General features: G+C 71.4%; 5 protein-coding genes. 3 read left to right on the top strand and 2 right to left on the bottom strand.

Going from position 1 to position 7280, the window contains the following annotated elements; all coding sequences use genetic code 11:
• Positions 1–119: 119 nt before the first annotated feature.
• The gene (locus tag ACIBK5_RS38905) at positions 120–1163 is read right to left on the bottom strand and encodes a zinc-dependent alcohol dehydrogenase family protein (RefSeq protein ID WP_399027441.1); all 1044 of its coding nucleotides are present in this window, start codon (positions 1161–1163) and stop codon (positions 120–122) included.
• A 113-nt stretch (positions 1164–1276) separates the two neighbouring features.
• The gene (locus ACIBK5_RS38900) at positions 1277–2518 is read right to left on the bottom strand and encodes an MFS transporter (RefSeq protein WP_399027439.1); all 1242 of its coding nucleotides are present in this window, start codon (positions 2516–2518) and stop codon (positions 1277–1279) included.
• Positions 2519–2653: 135 nt separating this feature from the next.
• On the opposite strand from ACIBK5_RS38900, the gene ACIBK5_RS38895 reads away from it, so the two are divergent.
• The 3 genes from ACIBK5_RS38895 to ACIBK5_RS38885 all read left to right on the top strand — a co-directional run bounded on the left by ACIBK5_RS38895 (position 2654) and on the right by ACIBK5_RS38885 (position 7258).
• Entirely contained in the window at positions 2654–3559 is a 906-nt protein-coding gene (locus ACIBK5_RS38895) for a helix-turn-helix transcriptional regulator (RefSeq protein WP_399027437.1), read from the top strand.
• 147 nt (positions 3560–3706) lie between these two features.
• The gene (locus ACIBK5_RS38890; protein ID WP_399027435.1) at positions 3707–5266 is read left to right on the top strand and encodes an alkaline phosphatase family protein; all 1560 of its coding nucleotides are present in this window, start codon (positions 3707–3709) and stop codon (positions 5264–5266) included.
• Between the two features lie 162 nt (positions 5267–5428).
• Positions 5429–7258 carry a glycoside hydrolase family 15 protein gene (locus tag ACIBK5_RS38885; RefSeq protein ID WP_399027433.1) on the top strand — a complete coding sequence of 610 codons (1830 nt, stop codon included), beginning with the start codon at positions 5429–5431 and terminating at the stop codon, positions 7256–7258.
• The last annotated feature ends 22 nt before the right edge of the window (positions 7259–7280 follow it).

Genomic DNA, 7280 nt, shown 5'->3' with positions numbered 1-7280 from the left:
AACCCCCCCACCCCCGGCCCCCCGGGGGGGCCCCCCCCCCGGGGGGGGGGGGCCCCCCCCGCCCGGCCCCCCCCCACGGAGGTCTTCGCCGTGATCAGGCCAGTACACCTCACCGCTCGTCAGGGCTTGACGAGGACCTTGAGGGTCTTGCGGTCGGCCATGTCCCGGTAGCCGGCCGGGACGCCGTCGAGGCTGGTGGTGGCGTCGAAGACCTTGCCGGGCTCGATGGTGCCGTCGAGGATGTCGGGCATCAGTTCCTCGATGTAGGCGCGCACCGGTGCGGGGCCGCCGGCGAGGCGGATGTTGTGGCGGAAGAGGCTGCCGAAGCCGATCGGTGCCTCCTCGTACTGGGGCACGCCGACGCGGCTGATGACGCCGCCCGGGCGGACGATGCCGATGGACTGTTCGTAGGCGGGCAGGTTGCCGACGCACTCCAGGACCACGTGCGTGCCGTGTCCATCGGTCAACTCCCGTACCTGGGCGATGCCTTCGTCGCCACGTGCGGAGACGACGTCGGTGGCGCCGAACTCGCGGCCGAGGTCGGTGCGCGCCTGGTGGCGGCCCATCAGGATGATCTGTTCGGCGCCGAGCCGCTTGGCCGAGAGGACGGCGAGCAGGCCGACCGCGCCGTCGCCGATCACGGTCACGCGGGTGCGCTCGCTGACACCGCCCGCCACGGCGGCGTGGTGGCCGGTGCCGAGGACGTCCGAGAGGGTCAGCAGGGACGGGACGAGGGCGGAGTCCGGGGCGACGGGGAGCTTGACGAGGGTGCCGTCGGCGAGGGGGACGCGGACCGCTTCGGCCTGGCCGCCCTCCTCGGCTTCGCCGTCCCAGAAGTTGGCGTGGGCGTGGGCACAGGAGGTGTGCAGGCCCTCGCGGCAGAACTCGCAGGTGTTGTCGGAGATGGCGAAGGGCGCGACGACCAGGTCGCCGGGCTTGACGGTGGTCACCTCCGGGCCGGTGTCCTCGACGATGCCGATGAACTCGTGGCCCATCCGGGCGGGGCCGTCCTCCGGCTTGTGAGAGGCGTAGGGCCACAGGTCGCTGCCGCAGACGCAGGAGGCGGTGATCCGGACCAGCGCGTCGGTGGGGTGCTTGATGACGGGGTCGGGGACGTTCTCGACGCGGACGTCGCCGGCGCCGTAGAGGAGTGTTGCGCGCATGAGTGGTGCTCCGTTTCCAGGTAGTGCGTGATGGATGGGGGTGGTGTGGGGTCGGCCAGCCCGTTCTCGATGCCGCGTGGAGTGCCAGGCGTCCGTGGCGTGGTGGCGGTGGCCTATACCGCTGCTGCCGCGCGGCGGCGCTGGAGGAGCGCGGTGGCGGTGGTGGGGATCAGGGTGAGGGCGGCGATGGCGGTGCCGACCACGGCGGGGCCGGTCGTCCCGAGCGGTGAGTCGAGGGTGAGGCCGGCGATCCAGGAGCCGACGGCGGTGCCGAGGTTGAACGCCGAGACGGTCAGGGCGGAGGCCAGGACGGGAGCCTGGCGTGCGAAGCGGACGGCCAGGGACATCAGCACCGGGTTGGCGCCGAGGCCGAAGAAGCCCAGCAGGGCGACCAGGATGACGGTGGGCACGGCGTAGCCGGCCAGCAGGGAGATCGCCAGGAGCAGGAGGGTCGCTCCCGCGGCGGCCACGAGGGTCACCGTGTGCGGGCGGCGGTCTCCCAGACGGCCTCCGACGAGGGAGCCGGCCAGCGCGCCGAGGCCGAAGCCGACCAGGACGAGCGGCACGATCCCGGACGCGATGCCCGACCGGTCGGTCAGCAGCGGCGAGATGTAGGAGTACGCCGCCAGGACACCGCCGGTCGTGGTGGCGCAGGCCGCCAGGACCAGCCACAGGCGGCCGGAGCGCAGAGCGGTCAGTTCGGAGCGGATCGACACCGCCTGCTGGTCGCCGCCGTCGTGGGGGACGGTGCGGGCGATGAGCGCGATGGACGCCGCGGAGAGGGCCGCGAGCGCCCAGAAGGGGCCGCGCCAGCCCATGAGCTGTCCGGCGAACGCGCCCACCGGCACGCCGACGACGTTGGCGAGCATGGCGCCTGCGCCGACCAGTCCCAGGGCGCGGGAGCTCGCCGCGGGGCCCGCGGCGCGTGCGGCGGCCACATTGGCCACGGCCCAGAACGCGCCGGTGGCGATCGCGGTCAGGAACCGTGCCGCCAGGACCAGGGTGAAGTCCGAGCCGAGGGCGACGATGGCGTGCCCGGCGGCGAAGACGCCCAGGGCGAGCATCAGCGTCAGCCGCTTGGGCAGCCGCAGGGTCAGCATCGCCATCAGAGGGGCGCCGACGATCATCCCGACCGCGAAGACGGTGATCATCAGGCCGGTTTGGGCGACGCTGACCTGGAGGTCGCCGGCGATCTCGGGCAGCAGGCCGGCCACGATGAACTCGGTGGTGCCCATCAGGAACGTGCCCAGCGCGAGCACGTGGACGACGAGGGGAAGCCTGGCCCGAGGTGCCTGGTGAGGCTGCTCGGTCCGTGCTTCGACGGGGGCGTGGAGGGTCGCTCCTCGCGTACTCAAGGTTCATCTCCGTGTGGGTCGTGATCGGGGTACGTCTCCCAGAGAACCCGTCGCCCCACCCTTGAGGAAGGTCGGGTTTATAGGGGGTACAAGCTCGACCTCCCTCCACGGCAGCGGATGGCTACGGTGGTACGCATGCAGGACAGCAGCGACCACCGCACGGAGATCCGGGACTTCCTCGCCAGCCGGCGCGCCAAGATCACCCCGGGGCAGGCCGGGCTGCCGACCGGTGTCCGCCGCCGGGTGCCGGGGCTGCGGCGTGAGGAGGTCGCCGTCCTCGCAGGCGTCAGTACCGAGTGGTACACCCGCCTCGAGAAGGGCCACATCAGCGGCGTGTCCGAAGACGTGCTGGCCGCGGTCGCCCATGCCCTGCAGCTGGACGAGGACGAACGCACCTACCTGTTCGACCTGGCCCGCGCCGCCCGGCCCGCCCGCCGCACTCCCTCCCGCCGCAAGGACGTCGAAGTCCCGCCCCGCATCCAGTGGATGCTCGGCTCCATCACGATGTCCGCCGCCTTCGTACGCAACGGCCGCCTGGACGTCATCGCCCACAACGCGCTCGCCCGGGCCCTGCACGCGCCGATGTTCGACAGCCGCACCACCGACAAGCGCGGCCGTCCGAACTTCGCCCGCTACCACTTCCTCGACCCGGGCTCACAGGACTTCTTCGTCGACTGGGACGCCGGCGCCGCCGCCACCGTCGCGTTGCTGCGTGCCGAGGCCGGCCGTGAACCGCATGACCGGGCCCTTCGCGAGCTGATCGGTGAGCTGTCCACGCTCAGCGCCGACTTCCGCACCATGTGGGCCGCACACGACGTCCGTATCCGCCACGAGGGCGTCAAGCGGCTGGAACACCCCGAGGTCGGCCTGCTGGAGCTGACCTACCAGTCTCTGGACCTGCCCGTCTCGCGGCGAGCCGCGCACGACCTGAGCCTCTACACCGCCGAGCCGGGCAGCACCTCCGAAGAGCGCCTCAAGCTCCTCGCCAGCCTGGCAGCCACTCCCGTCCAGACGACGGAGCCCACCGACCGGCTGCACTGAGCGGTTGATCAGGGCGTCGTCGGCGCCTCGGGCTTCTGTGGACCCGCCCGGGCCGGCCGCGGCCTCGCTTTGACACCTTTGCCGGGCTGCCCAAGAGTGGAATCGACTCCTCAGGGCGAGTGACAGACGCCCGGATCGGAGGCCGGCGTGTCCACCACCGGACGTAGCAACGCGTTGGACCACATGGTCGTACTCATGTTCGAGAACCGGTCGTTCGACACTCTGCTCGGGCAGCTGTACCAGCCGGGCGAGGTCGCCTCCTTCGAAGGTGTCCTCGGCAAGGACCTGTCGAACCCCGTCCCCGACTGGGCCGAGGACCGCTCGGGCCGGCGGTCGGTGCCTTTCGGGGTCGCCGAGACGATGGACACGCCGAACCCGGATCCGGGCGAGGAGTACCAGCACATCAACACCCAGCTGTTCGGTGTGATCGACCCCGACGGCAACCGGGGGGTCCTGGCCGAGAAGATGGCCGCCCCGTTCAACGCGCCAGCGCCCGGGCGTGCGCCGACGATGGACGGGTTCGTCGCCGACTACATCAGCGCGTTCCGGGCGGAGCTGGGCCGCCGGCCGACGTACCACGAGTACGCGCAGATCATGGCCGGGTACACCCCCGAGCAGATGCCTGTGCTGTCCTCGCTGGCACGCGGTTTCGCCACCTTCGACCACTGGTTCGCAGAGGTGCCCTCGCAGACCTTCACCAACCGCTCGTTCTTCCACGCCGCGAGTTCGTCGGGCTTCGTCGTCAACGCGCCGTACCGCACGTTCCCGTTGCGGAACACCGCGGAGACCGTGTTCGAGCGGCTGGAGGCCAGTGGGCTGACGTGGCGGGTGTACGTGGACGCACCGAGCCCGCTCCCCTTCACCGGGCTGATCCACGGACCGCGGCTGCGCGAGCGGTTCGCCACACACTTCGTCACCACGGACCGCTTCCTGGAGGACGCCGCCGCCGGCACGCTGCCGGCCTACTCGTTCATCGAGCCCAACCTGTGGCACGGCCACAACGACATGCACCCTCCGGAAGCCGCACTGCTTCAGGGGATCCCCTTCGACGCCCCCTCGTCCCTGCTGGGCGGCGAGGCACTGCTGGCCGAGGTGTACGACGCCGTGCGTTCGTCGGCCTCGCCCGACGGGTCCAACGCGTACAACACGCTGCTGATGGTCGTCTTCGACGAGCACGGCGGCACCTACGACCACGTACCCCCGCCCGCCGCCGTCGCCCCGGACCCCGGCGCGCCGCCCGGGCAGCTGGGCTTCACCTTCGACCGGCTCGGCGTCCGCCTGCCCGCGATCGCGATCTCCGCCTGGGTGCCCGCCCGGACCGTCGTCAACGGTGTCCACCACCACACGTCGGTCATCCGCACACTTCGCGAACGCTGGAACCTCGGCCGCCCTCTCACGGCCCGGGATGCCGACGCCCCCGACCTCGCCCCCGTCCTGAGCCTCGACCGGCCGCGCGACCCGCAGGACTGGCCCGATGTCGTCGCCCGGCCGGTTCCCGGGTTCGACCAGGCCCTGGTCCCGCCGGACGCGCCGCTCAGCCCGCTGGCCACGGCCTTGTTCCACGGCTACCTCGGACTCGCCGAGCAGCTGGGCGCCACCGTGCCCGCGCTCGACGAGAGGGACCGGCTGAACGGCCAGGAAGCCATGGCGATCGTCCACGAGAGCGCACACACCCTCTTCCCGGGCCTTCGCACCGCGCCGGTCTGACTTGCCGTCAGTACATCCTCGGCATGGCCCGGCTCCTGGCGGGCGTGGGCGTGCTCGTGAGGAGGGGCCGAGGAGTGCCGGGAGGACGGTTGCCCGTCCCCGGCTTACGCTGGTCGGGGGGCCGCTGCCCGGGTGACGGTGCACGTCGGAAGGGGCTCCGCGATGGATGAGTACCCGCTGATCGAGAACCACGGTCTGATCGGTGATCTGCAGACCGCGGCGCTGGTGACCACCGACGGGACGGTCGACTGGTTCTGCTGTCCGCGCTTCGACTCGCCGAGCGTGTTCGGCGCCCTGCTGGACAAGGACGACGGCGGCCACTGCACGGTCAGGCCGGCTCAGGCGGCGTACGCGACCAAGCAGCTGTACCTTCCCGACACGGCGATCCTGGTGACCCGCTTCATGACCGAGGCGGGCGCGGGTGAGGTGGTCGACTTCATGCCGGTGACCGGCACGACGGCCACCCCGCGCCACCGGCTGGTCCGCATGATCCGCTGTGTGCGCGGCAGCATGACCTTCGAGATCGACATCGCGCCCCGCTTCGACTACGGACGCAAGCCGCACGAGCTGCACGTCACCGAGCGCGGGGCGGTGTTCGTCTCGGACGGGACGAACCTGACGGTGCACGCGGTCCGGGAACCGGACGACGAGCGCCTGCTGAACTCCCTCACCGTGGACAACGACCTGCACCTCACGCTCAGCCTGCGAGCGGGGCAGCAGCGCGGACTGGTCCTGGAGTCCGCCGCCGACGGGCCGCCCAGGGAGATCCGGCTCACCGAGTTCCAGCAGATCTTCGACGACGCCATCCGGCACTGGCGGTCCTGGCTGAGCAAGTCGCGCTACTCGGGCCGCTGGCGCGAGGCGGTGGAACGCTCCGCCATCACCCTGAAGCTCATGACCTACGCCCCCACGGGCGCCGTGGTGGCCGCCCCCACGACAGGGCTGCCCGAACAACTGGGCGGCGAGCGCAACTGGGACTACCGGTTCACCTGGATCCGGGACGCCTCCTTCTCCGTGTACGCCCTGCTGGGCATGGGTTTCACGGAGGAGGCGCAGGCGTTCATCGCGTGGCTCGGCGAGCGGATCAAGGAACGGGCCGGAGGTGACGGCAGCTCCGGGCCGCTGAACATCATGTACGCGGTCGACGGCTCCTCCGAGCTGAAGGAGGAGACCCTGGACCACTGGGAGGGCTACGAGGGTTCGTCGCCCGTACGCATCGGGAACGGCGCCGCCACCCAGCTCCAGCTGGACATCTACGGCGAGGCGCTGGACAGCATCTACTTCGCCCACCGGCACGGGATCCACCCGGGGCACCGGGAGTGGACCGAGCTGCTCGCCGTCCTCGACTGGCTGGCGGACCACTGGGACCAGGCCGAGGAAGGCCTGTGGGAGACCCGCGGCGGCCGTCAGCACTTCACCTACGGCCGCGTGATGTCATGGGTCGCCTTCGACCGCGCACTGCGGCTCGGGGAAGCCACCGGCCGTCCGGCCGCGGCCCGACGCTGGAGCGAGGCGCGAGACGCCCTCTACCAGCAGGTCATGGCCCAGGGCTGGAACGAGTCGCGCGCGGCCTTCGTCCAGCACTACGGCAGCGAGGTGCTCGACTCCTCGCTGCTCCGCATGCCGACGGTCGGCTTCATCACCCCGGACGACCCGTTGTGGTCGTCCACGCTGGACGCGATGGAGCAGGAGCTGGTCACCGACAGCCTGGTGTACCGGTACAACCCCGAGGCCTCGCCCGACGGGCTGCGCGGCTCCGAGGGCACCTTCTCGCTGTGCACCTTCATGTACGTCGACGCGCTCGCCCGGGCCGGCCGGGCGGACCAGGCCAGGCTCGTCCTGGAGAAGATGCTCGGGTACACCAACCATCTCGGCCTGTACTCCGAGGAGATCGCCCTGACGGGCCGCCAGCTCGGCAACTTCCCGCAGGCGTTCACGCACCTGGCGCTCATCGACGCGGCCATCACCCTCGACGCGGCGCTGAACCGGTGACGACGCCGCCGACCGGGCCGAC

The organism is Streptomyces sp. NPDC050546 (genome assembly GCF_044457425.1).
Lineage (GTDB): Bacteria > Actinomycetota > Actinomycetes > Streptomycetales > Streptomycetaceae > Streptomyces.
This window is presented reverse-complemented; position numbering and strand designations above follow the sequence as displayed.

What these genes read in the sequence shown, in the direction of transcription:
- ACIBK5_RS38905 (WP_399027441.1), bottom strand. Translation starts at nt 1,163, where the DNA reads ATGCGCGCAACACTCCTCTACGGCGCCGGCGACGTCCGCGTCGAGAAC.
- ACIBK5_RS38895 (WP_399027437.1), top strand. Translation starts at nt 2,654, where the DNA reads ATGCAGGACAGCAGCGACCACCGCACGGAGATCCGGGACTTCCTCGCC.
- ACIBK5_RS38885 (WP_399027433.1), top strand. Translation starts at nt 5,429, where the DNA reads ATGGATGAGTACCCGCTGATCGAGAACCACGGTCTGATCGGTGATCTG.